The organism is Streptomyces sp. NPDC045021 (genome assembly GCF_056432645.1).
The window spans coordinates 401,855-424,973 of record NZ_JBWKIQ010000006.1 but is presented as its reverse complement, the minus strand read 5'-3'; the positions used below and the strand labels follow the sequence as shown (position 1 = coordinate 424,973).

Genomic DNA, 23,119 nt, shown 5'->3' with positions numbered 1-23,119 from the left:
GCTATTCGACGCGGCGCAGGGCGTCCGCCGGGCGGAGCCTGGAGGCGCGCCAGCCGCCGAAGGTGCCCGCGATGAGGCCGCCGGCGACGGCGAGGCCGACCGCCAGGCCGATGGTGCCGAGGCTGACGGGAGCGGTCAGCGCGATGTTCAGCGCCTTGGTCGCGGCCTGCCGCCCCGGTCCGCCGCCGAAGCCGCCGCCACCGCCGCCACCCCCGCCGGAGGAGGCGACCGACGCGGTCAGCGTCGGGCTGATGGCGGTGATGAGGTACGCGCCGCCGAGGCCGAGCGCGATACCGAGGACACCACCGATGAGGCCGTTGACCAGGGCCTCGCCCATCACCTGGCCGGTGACGCGGCGGCTCTTCCAGCCGAGCGCCTTGAGCGTGCCGAACTCCCGCACCCGCCTGCTGACGGCGGAGGAGGTGAGCAGTCCCGCGACCAGGAAGGCGGCGATCAGCACGGCGATGGAGAGCCACTTGCCGAGGTTCGTCGCCAGGTCGGAAGCGGTGGAGAGCGAACCGGAGACCGTGGAGGCGAGATCGGCGGAGGTGGTGACCGTCGTGCCCGGCACGTTCTTCTGGATGGCGGACTTGACGCCGCTGATCTGCTGCGAGTCCGAGGCCTTCACATAGACCGTGGTGATCTTGTCCTTGGCGGCGGCCAGCGTCTGGGCCTGCGTCAGCGGGATGTAGACGTTGGCCGCGGAGTCGCCGCTGTCGGCGGTCGCGATGCCGATGACCGAGTACTTGACGCTCTTGATGGTGAGCGTGCCGCCCACCGCGAGCTTGTTCTCCTTGGCGTAGGAGCTGTCGAGGACGGCGACGGCGGCATTGGACTGCGCGGTCGTGAAGGACGTACCCGAGGTGATCTTCGAGGAGGTCAGCGGCCCGAGCGTCGGCTTGGAGACGTCCACGCCGTAGACCGAGTAGTTGTTGACGTCGAACTGCGCGCCACCGCCCTGCACCTCGGCCGGCGGCTGCCCACCGCCACCGGCCCTGCCTCCACCGGACGCCTGGCCCTCCTTGACCTGCCCCCGGGCGAACTGCCCGCTGACCTTCAGCACCCGCAGGCTCAGCCCGCCGACCGCGTCGTCCACGCCCTTCTGCCCTGCGACCTGGGAGACGACCGAGGTGGGCAGGGACTCGAAGCCCTGCACCATCACCTGGTCGCTGCTCTGCTCCTTGGAGTCCGTGGTGGCACCGAAGTTGAACTTCGGTCGCCCGGTGGCCCCGGTACTGCCCTGCGCCGCGGCGGCCTTGGTGACCGTCATGTCGGTCCCGAGGCCGTACAGGGACTGCAGGACCTTCCCCTGCGCCACCTGCATACCCGCCGATGCGGAGTTGACGGTGATGACGAGCCCGATGCCGAGGGCCAGCCCCATGGCGATGACCAGCGCGGCTTTCCTGCGACGTCGCAGCTCGCGCCTGAGATACGTAAAGAACATGCGATTCCTCGCCGTTGCCGCCCCGGCCAGGATGCGGGGGGATGAGTGGGGACGGCGGAAGTACGAGTGGATCGTGGTCCCTCGTACTCCCGCTGCGCCGTCACGGTAGGAATCAGCGGTGATGAACGGGTGAGGCCGGGGTGAGAGCCCGATGAGAAAGGTCAGCGGGCGCCGAGCAGATGGTCCATCGCCAGCTGGTCGAGCTGCTCGAACGCCATGCCCTTCACCGCCGCCGCCTCGACGTCGAAGTCCTCGAACGAGGCCCGGTCAGCGAGCAGATCACTCAACGACTCGCCCTCCCCCAGCGTCGGCCTGGCCAGCTCGTCCAGCCGCGACGCCCGGAGCGCCTCCTGTACGACCGGGTCGGCGCGGAACGCGGCGGCGCGCTCCTTGAGGAGCAGGTAGTTGCGCATGCACCCGGCCGCCGAGGCCCAGACGCCGTCGAAGTCCTCGGTACGCGGCGGCTTGAAGTCGAAGTGGCGCGGCCCTTCGTAGCCGGCGGTCTCCAGCAGGTCGACGAGCCAGAACGCGTCCCGCAGGTTGCCCGCGCCGAAGCGCAGGTCCTGGTCGTACTTGATGCCGGTCTGGCCGTTCAGGTCGATGTGGAAGAGCTTGCCGTGCCACAGCGCCTGGGCGATGCCGTGCGTGAAGTTGAGCCCGGCCATCTGCTCGTGCCCGGTCTCGGGGTTCACCCCGACCAGCTCCGGGTGTTCCAGCTCGTTGATGAAGGCGAGCGCGTGGCCGACGGTCGGCAGCAGGATGTCGCCGCGCGGCTCGTTCGGCTTGGGCTCCACGGCGAACCGCAGGTCGTACCCCTGCCCCAGCACGTACTCGCCGAGCAGGTCGAACGCCTCCTTCATCCGGTCCAGCGCGACCCGTACGTCCTTCGACGCCCCGGACTCGGCCCCTTCCCGCCCGCCCCACGCGACATAGACCTGCGCACCCAGTTCGACGGCGAGATCGATGTTGCGGATCGTCTTGCGCAGCGCGTAGCGCCGCACGTCACGATCGTTGGACGTGAAGGCGCCGTCCTTGAAGACCGGGTGCGTGAAGAGGTTCGTGGTGGCCATCGGCACCACCAGCCCGGTCGCGTCCAGGGCCTGCCGGAAGCGCTTGATGTGCGTTTCGCGCTCGACCTCCGTGGCGCCGAACGGGATGAGGTCGTCGTCGTGGAACGTCACGCCGTACGCGCCCAGCTCGGCGAGCCGGGTGACGGACTCGACCGGGTCGAGGGCCGGGCGGCTGGCGTCACCGAAGGGGTCGCGGCCCTGCCAGCCGACCGTCCAGAGGCCGAAGGTGAACTTGTGCTCGGGGGTGGGGGTGAGAGACATTGCGCCGGCTCCTATTCGTAAGACCGTTGAACAAATTAGTATGCGAAGGCCGCGATGGGAAGAGAAGGGGTCGCTCAATGGAACCGACGGTCGTGATCGGGGTGGACAGCTCCACCCAGTCGACAAAGGCGCTGGCGGTCCGGGTGGACACCGGCGAGGTGCTGGCGCGGGCCAGATCGCCCCACACGGTCAGCACGGGCGGAACCCGCGAAACAGACCCGGAAGTCTGGTGGCAGGCCCTCAGGACAACCCTGACCCAACTGCAGGCCCACACCACAGCCGCAGGAGCGATCTCCATCGGGGGACAGCAACACGGCCTGGTCACCCTCGACCAATCCGGTGGGCCACTGCGCCCGGCCCTGCTCTGGAACGACGTGCGATCAGCACCCCAGGCCGACGCGCTCGTCGCGCGCTTCGGGGCGAAACACTGGGCCGAACGCTTCGGCTCGGTCCCCGGCGCCAGCTTCACCGTCGCCAAATGGGCCTGGCTGCGCGAGAACGAACCGGACGTCGCCGCCGCGACAGCCGGCGTGCGCCTGCCGCACGACTTCCTCACCGAGCGCCTGACGGGCCAGGCGGTCACGGACCGCGGGGACGTCTCGGGAACCGGCTGGTGGGCCTCGGACACCGAGACCTACGACGACGCCGTCCTCGCCTCGGTCGGCCTCGACAGGTCCCTCCTCCCCCGCGTGCTGGGGCCGGGCGAGACAGCGGGCACAACACTCCCCGGCCTCCCGCTCCCATCTGGCGTCCTGGTCGCCTCCGGCACCGGCGACAACGCTGCGGCCGCCCTGGGCCTCGGCCTCACCCCCGGCCGCGCCGCGCTCAGCCTGGGCACGTCAGGAACGGTCTACACCCCATCGACCAACCGCCCCACCGACCCCACGGGCACGGTCGCCGGCTTCGCCGGTGCGCACGGCGGCTGGCTCCCGCTGGCCTGCACCCTGAACTGCACCCAGGCAGTGGACAAGATCGCCAGCCTCCTCAGCATCACCAGAGAAGCAGTAGAACCCGGCAAGAACGTCGTCCTCCTCCCCTTCCTGGACGGAGAGCGCACGCCCAACCTCCCCCACGCCTCGGGCACCCTCACCGGCCTGCGCCACGACACCACCCCCGGCCAGATCCTGCAGGCCGCCTACGACGGCGCCACGTACGCCCTGCTCACCGCCCTGGACCTGGTCCTGGCGGTGGACGACCGACCCTCCGACGAACCCCTCCTCCTGATCGGCGGCGGCGCCCGCGGCACCGCCTGGCGGCAGACCGTCCGCCGGCTCTCCGGACGAGCGGTCCAGATCCCCGACGCGGACGACCTCGTCGCCCTCGGCGCCGCGGCGCAGGCAGCCGCGCTGCTCACCGGCGAGACACCCACCGACATCGCCGCACGTTGGGGCACGTCGGCAGGACCGGTCTACGATCCGATCGAAAGGGACGAAGCCGCTTTGGACAGCCTGGCGGCGGCACTCAGCACCACCTGAAGCCTGGGCCGCAGTTTCACCCACCCTCAACCCCATCGGGTGGCTCGAACGCGAGGGGGACGGGCCCGCAGGGGTGGGGGTCCGAAATGCTGCCGTGTATTTGTGGGCCGCCAGGCACGTAAATATACGATTTCGGACCCCCACCCCGGAGGGACCGGCCCCCGCCCCCCACAGAACGGAGCCACCGTGGCAAACGGCACAGGCCCCCAAGCCGCGCTACGCCGCCGCAACCTGTCGGCCGTCGTGCACGCCGTCGCCGCCGGCGACCACCCGTCCCGGGCGGCGGTCGCCGCCGAGGTCGGCCTCACCCGGGCCACCGTCTCGACACTCGTCGACGAACTCATCGCGGCGGGCCTCGTCACCGAGCTGGGCGCGCAGCGCCCCGGCACCGTGGGCCGCCCCGGCACCGCGCTGGCGCTCAGCGCGCGCGGCCCGGCCGGGATCGGCGCCGAGGTGGGCGTGGACCACCTCGCCGCCTGCGTCGTGGACCTGCGCGGCACCGTACGGGCCAGAGCGACCGTGGAGGCCCGCAACCGCGGCCGGGCGGCCGCGCAGACACTCGGCGAGCTGGACGGACTCGTCCGGCAGGTGACGGACGAGGCGGTGGCCCTCGGGCTGCGCCCGGCCGGACTGACCGTCGCGGTCCCCGGCCTGGTGGGCCAGGACCGGCACACGATCCTGCGGGCACCGAACCTCGGCTGGCAGGACGAACACACCGACCTGACCGTCGAGAACGAGGCGAACCTGGGCGCGCTGGCAGAACTGTGGCTGACCGGCGGGGAGCAGGAGCAGGAGCAGGCCCGGGCCCCCCTCACCGACTTCATCCACGTCTCGGCGGAGATCGGTATCGGCGCGGCGCTCGTCATCAACGGCAGCCTCTTCCGCGGAGCGCGCGGCTTCGCGGGCGAGCTCGGGCACGTCCCCGTCTACCCGGACGGCCCCCGGTGCTCGTGCGGCGCCCGAGGCTGTCTGGAGCAGTACGCGGGCGAGGAGGCGGTGCTGCGGGCCGCGGGCATCGCCCCGGAGCTGCCGGGGCGCCTCAAGGCGCTGCGGACGGCGGCCGCGGACGACGACGCGCCCGCGCTGGCGGCCCTGGAGGCCGCCGGCCGGGCGCTCGGCATCGCGCTGAGCGGCGCGGTGAACCTGCTCGACCCGCAGGCGGTGGTACTCGGCGGCCCGCTCTCCGAGCTGGCCCCGTGGCTCCTGCCGGGCGTACGGCGGGAGCTGGGCCGGCGGGTCACGGGCGGCGGCGCGCTGGTGGTCGAGTCACGGCTGGGCCGCGACGGGGTGCTGCTGGGCGCGGCGTACAGCGCGGTGCGGGCGGTCCTGGACGACCCGCAGGAGTGGACCGCCCGTTAGGGGACCCTTCGGGCCCCTACCTGGGAGCCGGGGTCCCTACAGGCCCCAGCTCAACCCGCACAGCAACCCGTGGCCCAGGAAGAAGAGCCGTGGCTCAGGGCGTCGCTCAGGACGTAGCTCAGGACGCGGCTCAGGACGTGGCCCCGGACGTCGCCCCCAGCGCCGACCCCGCCGTCCAGGCGCTCCACGTCATGTTCCACCCGTTGAGCCCGTTGTCCGGCTTGATCGTCTTGTCGGGCGAGTTCTTCATGACGACCACGTCGCCGATCAGCGAGTTGTCGTAGAACCAGGCACCCAGCGTGTCCGGGTCGTTGGCGCCCTTGGTGTCGCTCAGGCCGATGCAGCCGTGGCTGGTGTTGGCCGAGCCGAAGATCGACTTGTTGCCCCAGTAGTTGCCGTGGATGAACGTGCCCGAGGAGCTCAGCCGCATGGCGTGCGGTACGTCGGCGATGTCGTACTCGCCCTTGAAGCCGACCGAGTCGCCGTTCATGCGCGTCTGCTTGTACTTCTCGGAGATGACCATCTGACCGTTGTAGGTCGGGTTCTCGGCCGAGCCGGCGGAGATCGGGACGGTCTTGATCGTCTTGCCGTCGCGGACGACCGTCATCGTCTTGGTGTTGGCGTCGACCGTCGAGACCTGGGACCGGCCGACGGTGAAGTTGACGTCCTTGTTCTGGACGCCGTAGACGCCGTTGGAGCCCTCGACGCCGTCGAGCTTCAGCTTGACGGTGACGTTGGAGCCGGCCTTCCAGTACTCCTGGGGACGGAAGTCCAGCCGGGTGGCGTCGAACCAGTGGCCCACGACGGTCTGGCCGCTGCTGGACGCCACCTTGATCGCCGACTCGACGGCCTTCCTGTTGGTGACGGCCTTGTCGAACTTGATCGACACCGGCATGCCGACGCCGACCGTGGAGCCGTCCTCCGGCGTGAAGTAGCCGATGAAGCTGTTGCTGGCGGAGACCGTGCCGAAGCTGGAGGTCTCGGTGGCGGTGCGGCCCTTCGCGTCCTGCGCGGTGGCCGCGACCTTGTACTTCTTGCCGCGGTCGAGGGACGCGTCCGGTGTCCAGCTCGTGCCGTCGGCGGCTATCGCGCCCTTGACGGCCTTGCCGCTCACGACCTCGGTCATGGCGACCGCGGTGAGCTTGCCGTCGGTCACGGCGACCTTGGCACCGCTGTTGATGCTCGCGTTGCTGGTCCCGGTCTTCGGGGTGATGACGATCTTGGCGTCCGAGGCGTCCTTGGCGGCCGCCGCGTCGACGTCCGCCTGTGTCTTGCCCTTGTCCGTCGCGGCGCCGCCCTTGTCCGAGCCGCCGCACGCGGTCAGCGCGACCGCACCGCCGAGCACGACCGCGACGGCCGCCAGGCCGGCGCGCCGCCGGCGTCCCCGGCGCGGGTGCTGGTCGGGCGTCATGCCGTTGACGGGGCCGGTCGCGGTGCCGGTGTCGGGCGACTTCACACAGATCTCCAATGCCTACGGGAGCACGTTCCCTGCTCGCTTCCCAGCGAGTCCTGCCCGCGTCCCTGCGGGCGACGGATCCGGACGCGATGGATCCGGAAACGAACCTCATCCATGACCAGAGGAACATGCGTGGCCAGAGGTCCGTTCCCTTTGTCCGGAAAGTGTGTCGAGGCCCACGTAGGAAACCCCGGGCCGCGAACGGCCCGGGGTGGGGGGAAAGTGCAGGTCAGACCGGTCAGACCGGAGCAGAGATCGGATCAGACCGGCCAGACCGGGTCGGAGATCCGATCAGACCGGATTCAGACCGGGTTCACACCGTCGTGGACGCCTCCTCAACGCCGTCCTCGAAGTCCTCCTCTGCGGCATCGTCGTCGCCGTACATGTCCCACTCCTCGGAGTCGGGGTCGTACTCGGTGTGCGCGCAGGACCACGAGGCCTGCACGAGTTCGATCCCGGGGACCGTCGTGACCAGGTCGAACGGGTCGACGAGATAGGCAAGCGCCTCGGACTCGTCCTGCTTCACGGCCGCCTCGGCGTGCGTCCGCTCCTCGGCGGGCATCTCCGCGTCGGCGGCGATGTGGGCCAGTGCGGCGGCGGTCACTTCCTGCTGTCCGGTGACCTCGAGAACGAGCTCGACCTGGAGTCGTACATAGCGCGGGCCGCTGTCGCCACGGGGAATCTCAGTAGTGCTCATGCGACGGAGCGTAAACGCCGGAGCGCCAGCTTCCCACCAGGCACACCAGGTCACTAACATCGGCGTCTACGGTCAAGTCGCCGCACCCAATGGGGGATCCGTTGACCTCGCCTCTGGCTTCTCCACGCCCGTTCGTCGCCGCCGCCGCGGCCTCCGTGCTGGCAGCGCTGTATTTCGTGCCGTCCGCCACCGCCAGCCCGGATCCTGCGCCTGCTTCGCAGGTCAAAGCGCCCGTGACGGGGACAGGACCGACGACGTCGACGACCGGGACGCTCCATCTCGCGGCCACCGGCACGGTGCACAACACGCCCTTTCTGATCGGCGGGGCCGCGTTCCTCGTCGGCGGTGCGGGGCTGGTGCTGAACGCCGGCCGCCGCTCCCGCGCGCAGGCGCTGTGACGCACTGAGGGACGCACACCCGAAGGCGTGCGCCCCTCACCGTCGTCACGCTCAGCAGCCAAGCCGCTGATCCGACGTCAGGCCAGCGGCCCCGTAACGGACTCGGCCGCCGCCGTGAGCTTTCCGGCCCGGACGAAGGCGTACGCCGCCTCGAGGTCGGGCGACAGGAAACGGTCCGGGCCGACCCCGTCGATACCCGCTTCACGGACCGCCGCCACGATCGCCCGGGTCGCCGGGCCGGGCCGCAGGCCGCCGGCGGTGAGCTTCTCGCGCATCTCGATGGCGCGGGTCGCGGCGAACAGCTCGACCGCGATGATCCGCGCCAGGTTGTCGACGGTGGTACGCAGCTTGCGCGCCGCGGACCAGCCCATCGAGACGTGGTCCTCCTGCATCGCGGACGACGGGATGGAGTCCACGGAGGCCGGGACGGCGAGCCGCTTCATCTCGCTGACCAGCGCGGCCTGCGTGTACTGAGCGATCATCAGGCCGGAGTCCACGCCCGGGTCGTCGGCGAGGAACGCCGGCAGCCCGTGCGACCGCGACTTGTCGAGCAGCCGGTCGGTACGCCGCTCGGCGATGCTGCCGAGGTCGGCGGCGGCGATCGCCAGGAAGTCCAGGACGTACGCGACAGGCGCGCCGTGGAAGTTGCCGTTGGACTCCACGCGGCCGTCGGGCAGCACCACGGGGTTGTCGACGGCGGAGATCAGCTCGCGGTCGGCCACCAGCCGGGCGTGCGCCAGGGTGTCCCGGCCGGCGCCCGCGACCTGCGGCGCGCAGCGGATCGAGTAGGCGTCCTGGACGCGCGGGGCGTCGTCCTGGTGGTGCCCGGTGAAGCCGGAGCCCTCCAGCACGCGGCGCATGTTCTCGGCGCTCGCGGCCTGGCCGGGGTGCGGGCGGATGGCGTGCAGCTCGGGCGCGAGGACGCGCTCGGTGCCGAGCAGCGCCTCCAGCGAGAGCGCGGCGGTGATGTCGGCCGCGGTGAAGAGCTGCGCGAGGTCCGCGCACGCCATCACCAGCATGCCGAGCATGCCGTCGGTTCCGTTGATGAGGGCCAGGCCCTCCTTCTCGCGGAGCTCCACCGGCTCGATGCCGGCCTCGGCGAGCAGCTCGCCGGCCGGACGAATCGTTCCGTCGGGGCCTTCGGCCACGCCTTCGCCCATCAGCACCTGCGCGCAGTGGGCGAGCGGTGCGAGGTCGCCGGAGCAGCCGAGCGAGCCGTACTCGTGCACGACGGGGGTGATCCCGGCGTTCAGGATCGCCGCCATCGTCTCGGCGACGACCGGACGCACGCCGGTGCGGCCGGACGCGAGCGTCTTCAGCCGCAGGAACATCAGCCCGCGCACCACCTCGCGCTCGACGCTCGGGCCCATGCCGGCGGCGTGCGAGCGCACCAGGGAGCGCTGCAGCTGTGCGCGCAGCTCCGGGCTGATGTGGCGGACGGCCAGCGCGCCGAAGCCCGTGGAGACGCCGTAGACCGGCTCGGGCTTGGCCGCCAGCGCCTCGATGACCTGCCGCGACGCGGCGATGCCGGCCAGTGCCTGCTGCGACAGTTCGACCTTCGCGCCGCCGCGAGCCACGGCCAGGACGTCGTCCGCGCTCGCGCCGTCGGCGCCGATGACCACGTTATGCATATTCATATTCACGCACCCTAGAGAGTGAATCGCCGCCTGTCACTCCTTACCTTCGCCGACGATCTTCCGCCGGCTTCCCGGTGGATCTTCGCGGGCCGTGCACGGCAAGGGCTCGGGGCCCGGCACGGCCCGGCGGTCGGTCCCGGCAAGACCGACTCGCGGGCCGCTCGTCAGGACCGATGGCCGCCCCGGATCCGCCGTCGCTCGCCCTCGGGCGCGGGCGGCTGGTCCGCCAGGCGCACGACGGGGTCGTCCGGGCCGCCGCGCCCCGCGACGACCGGAGTGGTCGAGCGCAGCGCCTTCGCCCGGTACTGGGCGGCGTCCGCCAGCCGGAAGAGCCGCCGGGCGGTCCGTACCGGCCCGATCGGATCGCCCGTCGAGGCGACGCCGCACGCGACGCCCTCGCCCACCTCCAGCTCGGTGGCCCGCCGGCACAGCTCCTCCGCCGCGTCCACCACCTCGTCCGAGCTCTGGCCGACCGCGACGAGGCAGAACTCGTCGCCGCCGAGCCGGGCCGCCAGGCTCCCCGGCAGCAGCGCGCCGCACAGCGACAGGACGGAGCCGAAACGTTCGAGCAGCTGGTCGCCGACCGCGTGCCCGAGCCGGTCGTTCACCTTCTTCAGACCGTTCAGATCGCACACCACCAGGCTCACCACGGCCTCGGTGACCCGGTGCAGCTCCAGCGCCTCGTCGAGCCGGACATCGACCGCGCGCCGGTTCCCGAGCCCGGTCAGCGGATCGGTGAAGGCCAGCCGCTGGACCTCGGCGAGCCGCTCCGTCTGCGAGATCCCGGCCGCGATCACGGCGGCCAGCACCGTCGCGAAGTCCGCGTCCGCCCGGTCGAAGACCGGCTCCCCCGTGCCCCGCGCCACGTAGAGCTCACCCCAGGCGCGCCCGTGCAGCACGATCGGCGCGACGACGCAGCAGCCGCGCCCGCGCCGCCGCAGCGCGGCGACCCGCTGGTGGCAGTACGCGCCCGGTCCCTGCGGCGCGCCGTCCGCCGTCTCGACCCAGGCGTGCGGCTCCCCGCCGCCCGCCCACTTCCCGTGCAGGAATTCCACGATCTCCGGGAAGTCGTGCACGGGGTAGGTCTCGTCCCGCGGTTCCGGGTCCTCGCCCGGCGCCAGGTCGCCGTCGTTGACGAGCACCCGGAGCTGGCCCGAGCCCCGCTCCCACGACGACAGCGCCGCGAACGAACCGCCCATCGCGAGCCGCGCCTTCGCGGCGGCCGCCCGCACCGCCTCGCGCGGGTTCTGAGCGGCCGCCATCGCCTGCGCCAACTCCACGACCGCTCGCAGCCGTCGATCGGCCGTCCCGTCACCCATCACACCAGGTTAAGAAGAAATGTCGCACTTGGGGCTGTTTGACTACTCCCGAAGCGAATTTACCGTTCCGCCGGCCCCGGGCACTCCGCCGGCACCGCTCGGGTGGCTACTGGGGTCACTCCCCCGGCCACTGCGGCGTCCGCTTCTCGTTGAACGCCGCCACGCCCTCGGCCCGGTCCCCCGAGAACGCCACCGTCCGCCACGCCGCGTCCTCGACGTCCAGCCCGGCCCGCAGATCCAGGCCGTGCCCCAGCCGCAGCGCCCGCTTCGCGGCCCGCAGCCCCACCGGCGAGTTGGCCGCCATGCGCTCCGCGAGCGCCAGCGCGTCCGCGCGGTCCTCGCCCGCCGCCGCCAGGATGTCGACCAGTCCCAGCTCGCGGGCCTCCTCCGCCACCACCCGGCGCGCCGTGAAGATCAGCTCGGCGGCGCGTGCCGCACCGACCCTGCGCGGCAGCAGCTGCGTGCCGCCGCCGCCCGGGATCACGCCCACCGAGACCTCCGGCAGCCCCACCACCGCGGTGGCGTCCGCCACGATCACGTCGCAGGACAGCGCCAGTTCGAAGCCGCCGCCGAGCGCGAAGCCGTGCACCGCGGCGATCGAGGGCATCGGCAGCTCCAGTACCGCGGTGTACGCGGCCCGGGTGTGCGGGCGCTGCCGGCCGAGGTCGGCGTCCGTGAAGGAGTTGCGCTCCTTCAGGTCCGCGCCGACGCAGAACGCCCGCTCGTGCGTGGACGTCAGCACCACGACGCTGACCGTCCGGTCGGCAGCGAGCGCGGCACACGCCGCCGCCACGTTCCCCGCCATCTCCGTCGAGATGGCGTTCATCGCCTTGGGGCGATCCAGCACCAACTCCGCCACGCGCGCGCCGTGCCGCCGCACCGCGACCCATTCCCCGAACCGCACTTCAGACTCCGTCATGCCCCGGATCATGCCAGCCGCGCCCGCCGCGCGGCAGTGCAGGTGGGGTCGGCTGCGGGGGGTCGGCTCCAACAGGTCGGCCGCGGCGGGTCGGCTCCGGCGGGTCAGCTTCGGCGGGTCAGCAGCCAGGGCTCGACGACACCGAGCCCGCGCACCGGGCGACGCCACATCGGCTGCAGGGCGAAGCGGTACTTGTCGTCCTCGGAGGCGTCGACCTCGGAGACGGGCGCGTCGCCCGCCGCGCCGAGCGCCTGCGCGAAGTCACCGTCGACGAGGACGGCATCCCGTGGCGCTATGGACGTGAGGCGGCTGGCGAGGTTCACGGTCGTGCCGAAGACATCGCCCATCCGCGTCGTCACGGTGCCGAAGGCCATCCCGACGCGCAGCGCGGGCATGGATTCGTCGCCGGTCATCGTCTCGATGAGCCGCAGCCCGATCTCGGCGGCGGTGCCGGGGTCGTCGGCGACGTACAGCACCTCGTCGCCGAGCGTCTTGATCAGCCGGCCGCCGTACGCGGCGACCTGGTCGGCCGCCGTGGTCTCGAAGGCCTCGACGAGCTCGCCGAGTTCCTCCTCCTCCAGGCGCCGGGTGAGCCGGGTGAAGCCGACGAGGTCGGCGAAGCCCACGGCCAGCCTCCGGTCGACGGCCTCCTCGTCGTCGGACTGGACGACGCGGCTGGTGGCGGCGGCCAGCTGGCGCCGCCAGACGTAGATGAGGAACTCCTCCAGCTCCGGCAGCAGCAGCTCGACGAGCGGGTAGGCGACCTCGGCTCGCGTCATACCGGGCTCGGGCGGCTCGGTGAGCCCTTCGAGGAAGGAGTCGGTCTGCCAGTCGGCGAGCCGGGCGGTGGTCTGGCCGGTCGAGCGGGCGACCTGGATGGCCATGGACTCGCTCAGCAGCCCGGCCTCGACGAGCCCCGCGAGGCGGCGCAGCGCGAGCACGTCGGCCTCGGTGAGGGCCTTCGCCTGGCCGATGTCGGCGAAGCCCATCGCGCGCCAGAAGCGGGAGGCCAGGTCCATGGAAACGCCCGCGGTGCGGGCGGCCTGGAAGGGCGTGTACTGGCGGCCTGCGCCGAGGATGAGATGTTCGAGGCGCAGCGCCAGCGGATGCTCGGCGGGATCGGTCGAATCCGGGCCGCCACCGGGGTCGGCGGGCGCCACCAGGTTGGCCGGGACGGACGGATCGGTCGGATTGTCGGGGTCGACGCCGTCCGGGTCCGGGCCGGTGCCCGGATCCGTCGCGTACGAGGGAAGGTCCGCGTCGTCCGCCACGCTCACCCTCCGCCCCCTGTCAGATCCCTGCGCAATGCCCGTCCGAGCCCTTCCGATCATCAAGCCGACGCGCCGCCTCAACGATACGGCAGGTGTGCCGTAGCTCACGTCACCTGTCCATGCCCGCACCACCGGGTCACCGGCGCCTTCCCGCACAACCTGCCGGTCGGGGGACAGGGCCGGACGGGTGACGGGACGGGCAGGCGACAGGCCGGGCAGGTGACGGTCGAGCAGGCGACGGGCGGGAGGCGACGAGGCGCGACCCGCCGGGCCCTGGGCCGGGCCCTAGGCGCTCGTCCGGGTCAGTGCCACCACATTCCCGGAGATCTTCCCGACGGTGAACTCCACCCCGGCGAGTTCGACGGGGTCGCCGACCGCCGCGTCCTGGTAGTCCGCCACCGGCACCGCCCCGCAGTTCGCGGTGAAGTGGGCGGTTCCCGCGGCCGGGTCGACGTCCATCGCGGCGACGGACCAGCCGGTCGGGAACACCTTCAGGCCGCCGTTGTTGATCAGGGCCACGGAACCGCCCTTCGCCGGGAAGCCCTTCGCGGCGGCGGCGCGGACGGCCGCGTTCGTGGTGAAGCAGAGCCCGGTGTCGGCGGCTCCGCCGACCGACTTCATGGACGCGGGAGCGGCCGCGGCCGCCGTCCGGTCGGCTGCGTCCTTGGGCTCCAGGACCACCCGGTAGGAGCAGATCTGGCTGACCGTGAACGCATGCCCCGCGTACGTGACCTGCTGGCCGGGCTTGACCGACTGGCTCGGCTGCCCGTCCTGGTAGGTCGCGCCCTCGCGGAGGGTGGCGGTGCGCGACGTCCCGTCCGCCTGCGCCGCCTCGTACCGGACCGCTCCGCCACCCGGCAGCTTGTAGCCGCCGCCGCGCAGCACATGCAGCCCGTCGGCCGTCGGCGTGCCCGCGCAGACCGGGCCCTTGTCGCGCGCCGCTACGGACGTCGTGCCCCCGTCGGAGGACGTGGGGGTGTCCGTACCGCCGCCGGAGGCGGATTCGGAGCCGCAGCCGGCCAGTGCCAGCAGCGCCACGACCGCCAGTGCCGTCTGCCTACGCATCGGCCGTCTCCCCGCTTCCGCTCCCGCTGCCGTCCGAGACGGCGTCGGCGCGCTCCAGCACGATGCGCGTCCGGTACTCCACCTCGGTGACGCGCCACGCGTCACCGGTGATCTCCACGACATCGCCCGCCGTCAGGTCGTCGAACTCGGCGAAGGGCACGCCCTCACGGCTGACCTGCAGCCGGCCGTGCACCGACGGTTCGGCGAAGATCGTGGCGACGATCCCGAAGGAGTGTCCGTCGTGCTCCACGGTGTAGGGGATGTGATAGCGGACCGGCCACCGGCCGTCCACTTCGAAGGGGTATTTCACGTGCTCGGTCATCTCGCTCACCGTGTTCGTCAGGGGACGTCGTACGCCTCGGGCGACTGGAAGTACTTGTTGAACTGCTCCTGGGTCACGGTGAGCGGCGGATAGCCCGACGTGCCCCACGGATTGCCGAGGATGATCTTCCCGTCGCTGGTGAATCCGCGCACGTAGTAGGCATGGTTGCTGTGGTAGGTGTTGCCCCATTCCTTGGGGTGCTTCTTGTCCAGGCCCTCGTCGTTCGGCGTCGAGACCGTCAGGGCCTTCCCCGAGTCGAACGCCTTCTTCAGGTTGTTCAGGTCCTTGTTGTCCTCAGAACCGAGCCCGAGGAAGACGCTCTTGGTGACGTCCTTGCCGTCGTGGCCGGTCAGATAGGGCGCCGACGCCTTCGGGTCGTCGCCCTCGATACCGCCGTAGCCGCCCTCACCGCCGGTGTAGGCCAGGGCGAACGCCTTCTCGTAGTAGGCCGGCCAGGTGTCGCCGTTGCCGTAGGTGCTGATCGGGTTGCCATTGGTGTCGGTCGGCAGGTCCGGGGTCACGGTGACCCAGTGGTTGTTGCCGTTCTTGTCCCAGATCCGCACGCTGACGGTGCCGTTGGCGTTCTGCTTGATGCCGTCCTTGATGAACTGCGGGTCCTTCAGCGCGACGGCCGACAGGGAGGCGACGTACCAGCAGTCGCCGAACTGCCGCTGGTTGATGTCGTCCGCCGACGGCTCGCCGTTGAAGAGCGGGTCCGTCGGAACCTGCCAGTGGATACCGGAGTTGTTCTGGCCGTTCTGGGAGTTGCCGCCGTTCTTGTACGCCTCGGTGTTCGTGAACGTCGGCTGCACACCGGGGAAGGCCGTGGTGAGCTTGACCATGTTCTCGCAGCCGACCTTGGAGAGCATCTTGCCGAGGGTGTCGAGGCGCTCCTGGGTCGGCAGGCCGTTGTGGTCGAACGGGTTCCAGGCGGAGTCGTCGGTGCAGTCGGCCAGCTTTCCGTACCGCGCGAGGTCCTCCGGGTCCGCCTTGGTGACCAGCGCGTCCAGCTCGGCCCCGGTCAGCCCGTCGAGCAGATGGGAGACCTTCTCCAGATCGTCGCGGTTGCCGTTGGTGCCGAAGTCCTTGCCCTTGAGGGCCTGCAGCTCCTTGAGGGCCGCGTCGACCTTCTTGCCGTCCGGCGGCGGCTCGTCCAGGAAGACGATGCTCGGGTCGACGGGGTAGCCCTGCTTCTGGAACGCGACGAGCGCCTCCAGTTGCGTGATGCGGCGCTTCATCGAGCCCTGCATGTCGCCGAGCTCGCCGGTGAGCAGACCCGGCAGCCGGCTGCGGCCGAAGAACGGCATCGGGATCAGATCGCCGACCAGGCTCTGCAGGTTCGGGTCGCCCGAGGCGCGGGTGCCGGGCGGCAGGTTCTGCTGGGCGGTGGTCAGCAGCCCCGCCAGCTTGCTGTGCAACCCGCCGGCGTGCTGTGCGAGGGAGTCGAGATCCCCCGCGAGCGCCTTCAGCTGGACGGGGTCGAAGCCCTGGTACGCCATCAGTGACCACCCGCCGGGGCCTTGGTCTTGTCCTTGGACTTCGCCTCTTCGTCGAGCCGCTGCGCCGCGTTCTCCCAGCGGCCGGCGTCGGCCATCAGCGCTGTGGCCATGCCCTGCAGGGTGCGCTGCCGGTTGACCAGCGCCTGGGTGGACTGGTCGGCGAACGGCCCCTGCCAGATCGCGGTCCCCGGGTTCGCGGCCGGATTGGCGGCGCGCGGGGTGGCCTTCTTGACCACACCGTCGAGGAACTGGCCCAGCGTGCGGGCGAGCGAGCGCGCCTGTTTGGCGCAGTCGCGCAAATGCTGCGCCCGTATCTTCAGCTGGGCAGCATCATCATTGGTTCCCATGTACTTCCCCCGTGAACCGACGTCATTGATCGATCGGACGGGTGAACCGTCCTGATCGGTTCCAGGGATGGTAGCGAGTGCGGCAAGGCAAGCGGCGGCCGGGATTCCGCCCGGGGGGTGCCAGATCGCGACACGCCGTACGAAAGCCCGGCCCGGGGGCACCTCTCAGCGGTAGCTGGGGGGAGGCACTCTGACGAAACGCCCTAGGCGCGGCGGATGTGTACGACGTCGCCCGCGCCGACCGCCTGCTCCCCGTCTGCCGTGGCGAGCACCAGCCGCCCGTCCTCGTCCACGCCGACCGCGGTGCCGACCAGCTCGCGCCCGCCGGGCAGCTCGGCGCGGACCTCGCGGCCGAGGGTGGCGCAGCCGGCCGCGTACGTCTGCTGGAGCCGGGAGGCGGCCGGGTCGCCGCTGGCCGCGCGCCATTCGCCGTACCAGTCGGCGAGGGAGCGCAGCACGGCGCGCAGCAGCGGGTCGCGGTCGGTGCCCTTGGCGCCGGCGAGGGCGAGGGAGCCCGCGGCGGGGACGGGCAGCTCGTCGGTGCGCAGCGACACGTTGATGCCGATGCCGATGACGACGCCGTCGGTGCCCGCGCGCTCGGCGAGGATACCGCCGGTCTTGCGCTCCTCGCCGTCGATGGTGACGAGCAGGTCGTTGGGCCATTTGAGCGCCGTGTCGACGCCGGCCGTCCGCGAGAGCGCCGTGGCGGTGGCGACCCCGGCGAGCAGCGGCAGCCAGCCCCAGCGCTCGACCGGTACGTCGGTCGGCCGCAGCAGTACGGAGAAGAACAGCCCGGAGCGCGGCGGCGCCGACCACTGGCGGTCGAGCCGGCCGCGCCCCGCGGTCTGCTCCTCCGCGACCAGCACGGCGCCTTCGGGCGCTCCGGCGTTGGCACGTTCCGCCAGGTCACTGTTGGTGGAACCGGTGGCCTCGACGACGTCGAGGGACGTCCAGGGAGAGTCCGGCGCGATGACCGCGCGGCGCAGCGCGGCTTCGCCGAGAGGGGGGCGCTCCAGGTCGGACCAGCGGTTGGGAGTCGTCATTTGCCCAGATTAGGAGATGTCCCGGCAGCGGAGTGTGTCCAACGCCGCACTGCTGGAGAACCAGTCCCGCCGTTACGCTACGAAACAGCGTTACTCGCCAGTCAAGTAGGACCCGACAGGACCCACGAGAGCAGGAGAGCCGCCTCCATGGCCGAGCCGGAGCACGACATCCACACCACCGCGGGCAAGCTCGCGGATCTGCGCCGCCGTATGGAGGAGGCGACGCACGCCGGCTCCGCGCGCGCGGTGGAGAAGCAACACGCCAAGGGCAAGCTGACCGCCCGGGAGCGGATCGAACTGCTGCTTGACGAGGATTCGTTCGTCGAGCTGGACGAGCTCGCCCGGCACCGGTCGACCAACTTCGACCTGGAGAAGAACCGGCCCTACGGCGACGGTGTCGTCACGGGTTACGGCACGGTCGAGGGCCGCCCGGTGGCCGTCTTCTCCCAGGACTTCACCGTCTTCGGCGGCGCCCTGGGCGAGGTCTACGGCGAGAAGATCGTCAAGGTCATGGACTGGGCGATGAAGACCGGCTGCCCGATCATCGGCATCAACGACTCCGGCGGCGCCCGCATCCAGGAGGGTGTGGCCTCGCTGGGCATGTACGGCGAGATCTTCCGCCGCAACACCCACGCCTCCGGTGTGATCCCGCAGATCTCGCTGATCGTGGGCCCGTGCGCGGGCGGCGCGGTGTACTCGCCGGCCATCACGGACTTCGTGGTGATGGTCGACAAGACCTCGCACATGTTCATCACCGGGCCCGACGTCATCAAGACGGTGACGGGCGAGGACGTCGCGATGGAGGAGCTGGGCGGCGCCCGCACGCACAACACGACGTCCGGGAACGCGCACCACATGTCGGGTGACGAGAAGGACGCCATCGAGTACGTGAAGGCGCTGCTGTCGTACCTGCCGTCCAACAACCTGACGGAGGCCCCGGCCTACCCGGTCGAGGCCGACCTGTCGACCAGCGCCGAGGACCTGGAGCTGGACGCGCTGATCCCGGACTCCGCCAACCAGCCGTACGACATGCACAAGGTCATCGAGCACGTGCTGGACGACGGCGAGTTCCTGGAGACGCAGGCGCTCTTCGCGCCGAACATCGTCGCGGGCCTCGGCCGGATCGAGGGGCGTCCGGTCGGCATCATCGCCAACCAGCCGATGCAGTTCGCGGGCTGTCTGGACATCGACGCGTCCGAAAAGGCCGCCCGCTTCGTCCGCACCTGCGACAGCTTCAACATCCCGGTCGTGACCTTCGTGGACGTGCCCGGCTTCCTGCCCGGCACCGACCAGGAGTGGAACGGCATCATCCGGCGCGGCGCCAAGCTGATCTACGCCTACGCGGAGGCGACGGTCCCGCTGATCACCGTCATCACCCGTAAGGCGTACGGCGGCGCCTACGACGTGATGGGCTCCAAGCACCTGGGCGCGGACCTCAACCTGGCGTGGCCGACCGCGCAGATCGCGGTCATGGGCGCGCAGGGCGCGGTGAACATCCTGCACCGCCGCACGCTGGCCGAGGCGAAGACGCCGGAGGCGGTCGAGGAGCTGCGCCAGCAGCTGATCACCGACTACGAGGACACGCTGCTGAATCCGTACGTGGCCGCGGAGCGCGGTTACATCGACGCGGTGATCATGCCGTCCGAGACGCGCTCGCACCTCGTCAAGGCGCTGCGGACGCTGCGCAACAAGCGCGAGAGCCTGCCGCCGAAGAAGCACGGCAACATCCCCCTCTAAGGAGCCGTCCCGTGGTGATCAAGGTAGAGCGGGGAAATCCGACCCCGGAGGAGCTTGCCGCCGTCGTGGCACTGGTCCAGGCGCGGGCCGCCGCCACGTCGGGCAGCGCCGACGGCCCGCAGCGGACGGACGAGTGGGCCGACCCGGCCCACAACGTGCCCCGCTCCGTCCCCAGCCCCGGCCCCGGCGCGTGGCGCACGTCGTACTGGCCCCGCTGAGGACATCGCTGAGGATTCCGCCGAGGACTCCGCAGAAGAAATAGTCATCTGCCGGCCCGCGCTTGAGTACCCGTACTCAGGCGCGGGCCTTTTCCTGGGCGCAACCTGGAAGACATGTTGTGGTCGGACCGCGACCGGCGCGACGAGCCGCCGGAGGACATGCGGCAGGTACAGGAGATGCTGCGGCGAGCGATCCTCGTCATCGCGCTGACCCTGCCCCTGTTGATGCTGCTGGTGGGCTGGCACGGCTGACCGTCCGGCATCCCGCCCGGGTACCCCGCCCCGGCACCGGCGCGGCGCCGGCCCGAATTACGATGGCCCGATGAGCCCCCGCCGCCCCCTCGTCCTGGCCTCCGCCTCCCCCGCCCGTCTCAACCTGCTGCGGCAGGCCGGACTCGATCCCCGGGTCGTGGTCAGCGGGGTCGACGAGGACGCCCTGACGGCCGCGAACCCGGCGGAGCTGGCGAGGGTGCTGGCCGAGGCGAAGGCGTCGGCGGTCGCGGCGGGACTGACCGGCGGCGAGCTGGTGGTCGGCTGCGACTCCGTACTGGACCTGGACGGCGAGGCGCTGGGCAAGCCTGCCGACGCCGCGGAGGCGACCGCCCGGTGGATGGCGATGCGCGGCCGGTCGGGCGTGCTGCAGACGGGTCACTGCGTCATCGACACCGCGAACGGCAAGCAGGTCTCGGCGACCGCGTCGACCACGGTGCACTTCGGGTCGCCGGACGACACCGAGATCGCCGCCTACGTCGCGAGCGGCGAGCCGCTGTACGTCGCGGGGGCGTTCACCCTCGACGGCCGCTCGGCCCCGTTCCTCGACGGGATCGACGGGGATGCCGGCAACGTCATCGGCCTCTCCCTGCCGATGCTGCGGCGGCTGCTGGGCGACCTGGACGTGCGGATCACCGACCTCTGGACGGCGTAACCCGTCCAAATCGTCCCGGTCCCGCCCGTGACGTCCTAGGCTGCGGCCGGGGCGGTCGGCGGCGGGACCTTGCCGTCGGTACCGGCGGCGCTCACCGCGTCCTCGGTGTCCGGGTACATCAGCAAGGTGCCGACAAGGAGCGCCAGGACGACCATCATGAAGATGAAGGCGGGCCAGCCGACGAGGCCGACCACCAGCGCGCCCAGCAGGCCGTGCACGACCGCGCTGACGATGAGCAGGATCTGCCCGAACCGGCCGGCCGGGCGGTCACGCAGCGCCATCCGCGCGGGGACGAGGGCACAGCCGATGAGGAAGAGCGCGAACAGGACGCCGCCGACCCAGGTGCCGATGGCCATGCCGTCGGAGTCGAGACCGGCGACGGACATGTTCTGGTTGCGCACGGCGAGACCGAGCACCAGATGGATGAAGGCGATGCCGATCGCCTCGATGACGAGCACTACAGCTGTGGTCGCCGCCAGACCTCTGCGCACCTTGCCCCCTTCAACCTGCAACCGTTACCCCGGGTATCACGCATCGCGAACGCTACTAACGGGTACGCCTCGCGGCAAGGTCCATGACCCCACCACCCTTTCGGGGTGGCGGACCAGCAAAGATTCCACCCCCTATTCGTGGAGAACCCACAAAGGATCCGGCATCCTGCCCCTGATTACGCAGAGAGACATGGACCACACCAAGGACCCTGAACCACCCGGACGAATGGGGTCGTACCGTGGATTTAGCAGGCACCAGGACGCTCGACCGGCGCTCGAATCACCCTCCGTGTGGGCAAGCTCACCTGTAGGGGTGACTCGGCATGAAGTGTCGTCAGTAACTAAACTCGGCTTGTTTCAAGGAGGGAGCCATCGTGCGCAAGGTGCTCATCGCCAACCGCGGTGAAATTGCAGTCCGCGTCGCCCGCGCCTGTCGGGATGCCGGGATCGCCAGCGTAGCCATCTACGCAGACCCGGATCGGGACGCGCTGCATGTCCGCGCGGCCGACGAGGCCTACGCGTTGGGTGGTGACACCCCGGCGTCCAGCTATCTGGACTACGCCAAGGTGCTCGCCGCCGCAGCCGAATCGGGGGCGGACGCGATCCACCCCGGATACGGATTCCTGTCCGAGAACGCCGAGTTCGCCCAGGCGGTGCTGGACGCCGGGCTGACCTGGATCGGCCCGCCGCCGCAGGCGATCCGCGACCTCGGCGACAAGGTGGCGGCCCGTCATATCGCGCAGCGCGCCGGTGCCCCGCTCGTCGCGGGCACCCCGGACCCGGTCTCGGGCCCGGACGAGGTCGTCGCGTTCGCCCAGCAGCACGGCCTGCCGATCGCCATCAAGGCCGCCTTCGGCGGTGGCGGGCGCGGTCTGAAGGTCGCCCGCACCATCGAGGAGATCCCGGAGCTGTTCGACTCCGCGGTCCGCGAGGCGGTCGCCGCCTTCGGGCGCGGTGAGTGCTTCGTCGAGCGCTACCTGGACCGGCCGCGCCACGTCGAGACGCAGTGCCTGGCCGACAGCCACGGCAATGTCGTGGTCGTCTCCACCCGTGACTGCTCGCTGCAGCGCCGCCACCAGAAGCTGGTGGAGGAGGCTCCGGCGCCGTTCCTGACCGATGAGCAGAACGCCGAGCTGTACCGGGCGTCGAAGGCCATCCTCAAGGAGGCCGGCTACATCGGCGCGGGCACCGTGGAGTTCCTGGTGGCCGTGGACGGCACGATCTCCTTCCTGGAGGTCAACACCCGTCTGCAGGTCGAGCACCCGGTCACCGAGGAGGTCGCCGGTATCGACCTGGTCCGGGAGATGTTCCGGATCGCGGACGGCGAGGCGCTCGGTTTCGACGACCCGAAGCTGCGCGGCCACTCGATCGAGTTCCGCATCAACGGTGAGGACCCGGGCCGCGGCTTCCTGCCCGCACCCGGCACCGTCACCACCTTCCAGCCCCCGTCGGGCCCCGGTGTGCGGCTGGACGCGGGCGTCGAGGCCGGTTCGGTCATCGGCCCGGCCTGGGACTCGCTGCTCGCCAAGCTGATCGTGACCGGCGCGACGCGGCAGCAGGCGCTGCAGCGTGCGGCCCGTGCGCTGGCGGAGTTCCGCATCGAGGGCATGGCCACGGCCATCCCGTTCCACCGCGCGGTCGTGACCGACCCGGCGTTCGCCCCCGAGCTGGGCGGATCCACCGAGCCGTTCACCGTCCACACCCGGTGGATCGAGACGGAGTTCGAGAACACCATCACGGCGTTCGCGCCCGTCGGTGGCGAGGACGAAGAGGCTCCGGCCCGCGAGACGGTGGTCGTCGAGGTCGGCGGCAAGCGCCTGGAGGTCTCCCTCCCTGCGTCGCTCGGTGTCGCGTCCATGCCGGTCGGCCTGAACAAGAAGGCACCGCGCCGCGCCACCACCAAGAAGGCCGGTTCGGCCGCTTCCGGCGACTCCCTGGCATCCCCGATGCAGGGCACCATCGTCAAGGTCGCGGTCGAGGAGGGCCAGCAGGTCAACGAGGGCGACCTCGTCGTCGTCCTGGAGGCCATGAAGATGGAGCAGCCGCTCAACGCGCACCGCTCCGGCACCATCAAGGGCCTGACGGCCGAGGTCGGCTCCTCGGTCACCTCCGGCGCCCTGATCTGCGAGATCAAGGACTGATCCGCGGACCGGTGACATGACGATG

General features: G+C 71.2%; 22 protein-coding genes. 8 read left to right on the top strand and 14 right to left on the bottom strand.

The annotated features are described in order from the left end of the window. Position 1 precedes the first annotated feature (1 nt). Complete coding sequence (locus tag AC07DC_RS21155) at positions 2-1,444, bottom strand: ABC transporter permease (protein ID WP_478915920.1); 1,443 nt, start codon at positions 1,442-1,444, stop codon at positions 2-4. A gap of 161 nt (positions 1,445-1,605) precedes the next feature. Beyond that, on the bottom strand, positions 1,606-2,775 hold the full coding sequence (gene xylA, locus AC07DC_RS21150) for a xylose isomerase (RefSeq protein ID WP_478915919.1): 1,170 nt from the start codon (positions 2,773-2,775) through the stop codon (positions 1,606-1,608). Positions 2,776-2,852: 77 nt separating this feature from the next. On the opposite strand from xylA, the gene xylB reads away from it, so the two are divergent. Continuing rightward, entirely contained in the window at positions 2,853-4,250 is a 1,398-nt protein-coding gene (gene xylB, locus AC07DC_RS21145; protein ID WP_478915918.1) for a xylulokinase, read from the top strand. A gap of 186 nt (positions 4,251-4,436) precedes the next feature. Beyond that, complete coding sequence (locus tag AC07DC_RS21140) at positions 4,437-5,609, top strand: ROK family transcriptional regulator (RefSeq protein WP_478915917.1); 1,173 nt, start codon at positions 4,437-4,439, stop codon at positions 5,607-5,609. Between the two features lie 130 nt (positions 5,610-5,739). Here AC07DC_RS21140 and AC07DC_RS21135 read toward each other — a convergent pair whose 3' ends face one another. Next, positions 5,740-7,020: a L,D-transpeptidase gene (locus tag AC07DC_RS21135; protein WP_478915995.1), complete on the bottom strand. Its 1,281-nt coding sequence runs from the start codon at positions 7,018-7,020 to the stop codon at positions 5,740-5,742. Between the two features lie 358 nt (positions 7,021-7,378). After that, a complete protein-coding gene (locus tag AC07DC_RS21130; protein WP_478915916.1) occupies positions 7,379-7,762 on the bottom strand; it encodes a hypothetical protein in 384 nt (127 codons plus the stop codon). A 101-nt stretch (positions 7,763-7,863) separates the two neighbouring features. On the opposite strand from AC07DC_RS21130, the gene AC07DC_RS21125 reads away from it, so the two are divergent. After that, positions 7,864-8,160 (top strand): hypothetical protein, encoded by a 297-nt coding sequence (locus AC07DC_RS21125; RefSeq protein ID WP_478915914.1) that lies wholly within the window; start codon positions 7,864-7,866, stop codon positions 8,158-8,160. 77 nt (positions 8,161-8,237) lie between these two features. Here AC07DC_RS21125 and hutH read toward each other — a convergent pair whose 3' ends face one another. The 9 genes from hutH to AC07DC_RS21080 form a co-directional block, all read right to left on the bottom strand. After that, positions 8,238-9,791 (bottom strand): histidine ammonia-lyase, encoded by a 1,554-nt coding sequence (gene hutH / locus AC07DC_RS21120; protein ID WP_478915994.1) that lies wholly within the window; start codon positions 9,789-9,791, stop codon positions 8,238-8,240. A gap of 170 nt (positions 9,792-9,961) precedes the next feature. After that, positions 9,962-11,116 carry a GGDEF domain-containing protein gene (locus AC07DC_RS21115; RefSeq protein ID WP_478915913.1) on the bottom strand — a complete coding sequence of 385 codons (1,155 nt, stop codon included), beginning with the start codon at positions 11,114-11,116 and terminating at the stop codon, positions 9,962-9,964. A 115-nt stretch (positions 11,117-11,231) separates the two neighbouring features. Beyond that, the gene (locus tag AC07DC_RS21110) at positions 11,232-12,035 is read right to left on the bottom strand and encodes an enoyl-CoA hydratase/isomerase family protein (RefSeq protein ID WP_478915912.1); all 804 of its coding nucleotides are present in this window, start codon (positions 12,033-12,035) and stop codon (positions 11,232-11,234) included. Between the two features lie 104 nt (positions 12,036-12,139). Beyond that, on the bottom strand, positions 12,140-13,306 hold the full coding sequence (locus AC07DC_RS21105) for an adenylate/guanylate cyclase domain-containing protein (RefSeq protein WP_478915911.1): 1,167 nt from the start codon (positions 13,304-13,306) through the stop codon (positions 12,140-12,142). Positions 13,307-13,591: 285 nt separating this feature from the next. After that, positions 13,592-14,371 (bottom strand): hypothetical protein, encoded by a 780-nt coding sequence (locus AC07DC_RS21100; protein WP_478915910.1) that lies wholly within the window; start codon positions 14,369-14,371, stop codon positions 13,592-13,594. Next, positions 14,364-14,693 (bottom strand): hypothetical protein, encoded by a 330-nt coding sequence (locus AC07DC_RS21095; protein ID WP_478915909.1) that lies wholly within the window; start codon positions 14,691-14,693, stop codon positions 14,364-14,366. Before AC07DC_RS21095 ends, AC07DC_RS21100 begins: the two co-directional genes overlap by 8 nt. A gap of 17 nt (positions 14,694-14,710) precedes the next feature. Further along, a complete protein-coding gene (locus AC07DC_RS21090) occupies positions 14,711-16,192 on the bottom strand; it encodes a C2 family cysteine protease (protein ID WP_478915907.1) in 1,482 nt (493 codons plus the stop codon). Continuing rightward, the gene (locus tag AC07DC_RS21085) at positions 16,192-16,539 is read right to left on the bottom strand and encodes a hypothetical protein (RefSeq protein ID WP_478915906.1); all 348 of its coding nucleotides are present in this window, start codon (positions 16,537-16,539) and stop codon (positions 16,192-16,194) included. The genes AC07DC_RS21090 and AC07DC_RS21085 overlap by 1 nt, the downstream gene beginning before the upstream one ends. Before the next feature lie 203 nt (positions 16,540-16,742). Further along, positions 16,743-17,582 carry a biotin--[acetyl-CoA-carboxylase] ligase gene (locus AC07DC_RS21080; RefSeq protein ID WP_478915905.1) on the bottom strand — a complete coding sequence of 280 codons (840 nt, stop codon included), beginning with the start codon at positions 17,580-17,582 and terminating at the stop codon, positions 16,743-16,745. A gap of 147 nt (positions 17,583-17,729) precedes the next feature. Here AC07DC_RS21080 and AC07DC_RS21075 point away from each other — a divergent pair, with 147 nt between their 5' ends. The 4 genes from AC07DC_RS21075 (at position 17,730) to AC07DC_RS21060 (ending at position 20,462) form a co-directional block, all read left to right on the top strand. Beyond that, entirely contained in the window at positions 17,730-19,319 is a 1,590-nt protein-coding gene (locus AC07DC_RS21075) for an acyl-CoA carboxylase subunit beta (RefSeq protein WP_478915904.1), read from the top strand. A 14-nt stretch (positions 19,320-19,333) separates the two neighbouring features. Next, positions 19,334-19,537 (top strand): acyl-CoA carboxylase subunit epsilon, encoded by a 204-nt coding sequence (locus AC07DC_RS21070; protein ID WP_478915993.1) that lies wholly within the window; start codon positions 19,334-19,336, stop codon positions 19,535-19,537. Positions 19,538-19,651: 114 nt separating this feature from the next. Continuing rightward, positions 19,652-19,789: a morphogenic membrane protein MmpB gene (gene mmpB / locus AC07DC_RS21065; protein ID WP_478915903.1), complete on the top strand. Its 138-nt coding sequence runs from the start codon at positions 19,652-19,654 to the stop codon at positions 19,787-19,789. A 70-nt stretch (positions 19,790-19,859) separates the two neighbouring features. Further along, positions 19,860-20,462 (top strand): nucleoside triphosphate pyrophosphatase, encoded by a 603-nt coding sequence (locus tag AC07DC_RS21060; protein ID WP_478915902.1) that lies wholly within the window; start codon positions 19,860-19,862, stop codon positions 20,460-20,462. A 35-nt stretch (positions 20,463-20,497) separates the two neighbouring features. Here the strand turns inward: AC07DC_RS21060 and AC07DC_RS21055 are convergent, their stop codons facing one another. Next, positions 20,498-20,953 (bottom strand): hypothetical protein, encoded by a 456-nt coding sequence (locus tag AC07DC_RS21055; protein ID WP_478915901.1) that lies wholly within the window; start codon positions 20,951-20,953, stop codon positions 20,498-20,500. Positions 20,954-21,327: 374 nt separating this feature from the next. On the opposite strand from AC07DC_RS21055, the gene AC07DC_RS21050 reads away from it, so the two are divergent. Continuing rightward, a complete protein-coding gene (locus tag AC07DC_RS21050; protein WP_478915900.1) occupies positions 21,328-23,094 on the top strand; it encodes an acetyl/propionyl/methylcrotonyl-CoA carboxylase subunit alpha in 1,767 nt (588 codons plus the stop codon). Positions 23,095-23,119 lie beyond the last annotated feature (25 nt).

What these genes read in the sequence shown, in the direction of transcription:
- AC07DC_RS21080 (WP_478915905.1), bottom strand. Translation starts at nt 17,582, where the DNA reads ATGACGACTCCCAACCGCTGGTCCGACCTGGAGCGCCCCCCTCTCGGC.
- AC07DC_RS21095 (WP_478915909.1), bottom strand. Translation starts at nt 14,693, where the DNA reads ATGACCGAGCACGTGAAATACCCCTTCGAAGTGGACGGCCGGTGGCCG.
- AC07DC_RS21155 (WP_478915920.1), bottom strand. Translation starts at nt 1,444, where the DNA reads ATGTTCTTTACGTATCTCAGGCGCGAGCTGCGACGTCGCAGGAAAGCC.
- AC07DC_RS21085 (WP_478915906.1), bottom strand. Translation starts at nt 16,539, where the DNA reads ATGGGAACCAATGATGATGCTGCCCAGCTGAAGATACGGGCGCAGCAT.
- hutH (WP_478915994.1), bottom strand. Translation starts at nt 9,791, where the DNA reads ATGCATAACGTGGTCATCGGCGCCGACGGCGCGAGCGCGGACGACGTC.
- AC07DC_RS21100 (WP_478915910.1), bottom strand. Translation starts at nt 14,371, where the DNA reads ATGCGTAGGCAGACGGCACTGGCGGTCGTGGCGCTGCTGGCACTGGCC.
- AC07DC_RS21075 (WP_478915904.1), top strand. Translation starts at nt 17,730, where the DNA reads ATGGCCGAGCCGGAGCACGACATCCACACCACCGCGGGCAAGCTCGCG.
- xylA (WP_478915919.1), bottom strand. Translation starts at nt 2,775, where the DNA reads ATGTCTCTCACCCCCACCCCCGAGCACAAGTTCACCTTCGGCCTCTGG.
- AC07DC_RS21110 (WP_478915912.1), bottom strand. Translation starts at nt 12,035, where the DNA reads ATGACGGAGTCTGAAGTGCGGTTCGGGGAATGGGTCGCGGTGCGGCGG.
- AC07DC_RS21090 (WP_478915907.1), bottom strand. Translation starts at nt 16,192, where the DNA reads ATGGCGTACCAGGGCTTCGACCCCGTCCAGCTGAAGGCGCTCGCGGGG.
- xylB (WP_478915918.1), top strand. Translation starts at nt 2,853, where the DNA reads ATGGAACCGACGGTCGTGATCGGGGTGGACAGCTCCACCCAGTCGACA.
- mmpB (WP_478915903.1), top strand. Translation starts at nt 19,652, where the DNA reads ATGTTGTGGTCGGACCGCGACCGGCGCGACGAGCCGCCGGAGGACATG.
- AC07DC_RS21130 (WP_478915916.1), bottom strand. Translation starts at nt 7,762, where the DNA reads ATGAGCACTACTGAGATTCCCCGTGGCGACAGCGGCCCGCGCTATGTA.
- AC07DC_RS21115 (WP_478915913.1), bottom strand. Translation starts at nt 11,116, where the DNA reads ATGGGTGACGGGACGGCCGATCGACGGCTGCGAGCGGTCGTGGAGTTG.
- AC07DC_RS21060 (WP_478915902.1), top strand. Translation starts at nt 19,860, where the DNA reads ATGAGCCCCCGCCGCCCCCTCGTCCTGGCCTCCGCCTCCCCCGCCCGT.
- AC07DC_RS21135 (WP_478915995.1), bottom strand. Translation starts at nt 7,020, where the DNA reads ATGACGCCCGACCAGCACCCGCGCCGGGGACGCCGGCGGCGCGCCGGC.